This is a genomic window from Planomonospora algeriensis, from assembly GCF_977012225.1.
Window position 1 is genome coordinate 1 of record NZ_CDRNDK010000797.1, and the last position, 1,746, is coordinate 1,746.

The following is a 1,746-nucleotide window of genomic DNA, read 5'->3' on the forward strand; positions in this document are numbered from 1 at the left end:
GCACACCCCGCCCGCCCCGGAGCGGCAGGCCCGCCCGCCGTACCGCACCGGCCACCCGCTGGCCGCGGCGCTGCTGCTGGTGATCGTGGTCGCGCTGGCCTGCGTGCTGCCGGTCGCGGTGAGCGCGATCGCGCTGGTGGCGGTGCTCTGCCTCCGGGTGGGCGAGAACCTCTTCGGCGACCTGGCCGAGCGCCGCTCGGTGCGGGGCAGCAGCCCCTCCGACCCGCTGCTCATGCTGGTCGGCACGCCGTGGGCGCTGCTCAAGGCCGCGACGGCGACGCTGCTCACCGGCCCGCTGGCCGCGATGTTCGGCATGTGCGTCTGGGGCGCGCTGGTCTACATCGGCCAGATGGGCACCGACCAGGCCGCCGCCTACGCGGCGGGCGCCTTCGTGGCCGGGCTGTTCGTGCTGCCCGGCGGGGGCAAGCCCCGCAAAGCCGTCTCCCGCGCGCTGACCGGGGTGATCCGCAGTCCGGGCGCCGCCATGGTGACCACGATCGTCCTGGGCACGCTGGCCTTCTTCGCGGTGATGGCGGCGCTGGGGATGAGCCCGTCCTTCGACCCGTGGCGACCGCCGTCCGTCGCGGTGGACGCGCTGACCACGCGCTGGAAGGCCCAGGCGAACGAGACCGCGATGGGCACGCTGGACCTCATCGGGGGCCTGGTGGACGACCTGCTCAAGAGCGTGGGCCTCGGATTCCTGTCCTTCTGGAAATGACCTCCTGCCCGCGGCCGGAGGCGGAGGTCCCCTGGAAATGACATCCTCCCCGCGGCCGGAGGCGGAGGTCTCCTCGTGCGGAGGAGTCCGATGACCGTCCCTTGTGCCGGAGACGGCGGGCCGGTGCCGTTCGGCCCGGGTTCCGTGTCCGGAGATGGGGGGTTTCTTGCCCGCGCCCCGTGCGATCCCGCGCTCCCTGGGGGACGATGAGGGAGAGCCGCCGGAGGGAGTCGCATGGGAGCGCCGGACGACGGGCACTGCGGGCCGTACCGACTGCTCTCGCCGCTGGGGGCGGGAGGCTTCGGGGAGGTCCACCTCGCGCTGGACCCCGAGGGGCGCACGGCGGCGGTCAAGGTCCTGCACCCGCACGTGGCGGCCGACGGCACGGCTCTGGCCCGGCTGGCCCGCGAGGTGGAGGCCATGCGCCGGGTGCGCAGCCCGCATGTGGCCGAGCTCCTCGACGCCTCACTGGACGGCGACCGTCCCTACCTGGCCACCCGTTACGTGCAGGGCCGCCCGCTCGGCGCGGTGGTCGCCGCCGACGGCCCGGTCGCCGGGGACGATCTCGTACGGCTGGCGCGCGGCCTGGCCGAGGCGCTGGCCGCGATCCACGCCGCGGGGGTGGTCCACCGCGACCTGAAGCCCGCCAACGTCATCTGCGACGGCAGCGAGCCGGTCGTGATCGACTTCGGCATCGCGTGCCTGCTCGACTCTGCCGGGGTCACCGCCTCCGGGGCGGTCCTCGGCACGCCGGGCTACCTCGCGCCGGAGGTCCTGGAGGGCGGCGGGGCGGGGCCGGAGGCCGACGTCTTCTCGTTCGCCGCCACGCTGGCCTACGCGGCGACCGGCCGCCACCCGTACGGCACCGGCCCGGCCTCGGCGGTCGGCTACCGGGTCGTGCACCACGATCCCGACCTCGACGACGTGCCGTCCTGGCTGGAGCCGCTGCTGCGGGAGTGCCTGGCCCGCGACCCGGCCGCCGGCCGCCCGCGGGCCTGCTGCCGTTCCGGCTGGAGGCCCGGCGCCGG

General features: G+C 75.7%; 1 protein-coding gene and 1 pseudogene. Both read left to right on the plus strand.

Going from position 1 to position 1,746, the window contains the following annotated elements:
* Window positions 1–718 (plus strand): annotated as a pseudogene (locus ACWJ6R_RS35865) (serine/threonine-protein kinase); the annotation flags it as partial.
* A 234-nt stretch (window positions 719–952) separates the two neighbouring features.
* The coding region (locus ACWJ6R_RS35870; RefSeq protein ID WP_449066467.1) for a serine/threonine-protein kinase at window positions 953–1,746 on the plus strand (794 nt) is incomplete at its 3' end.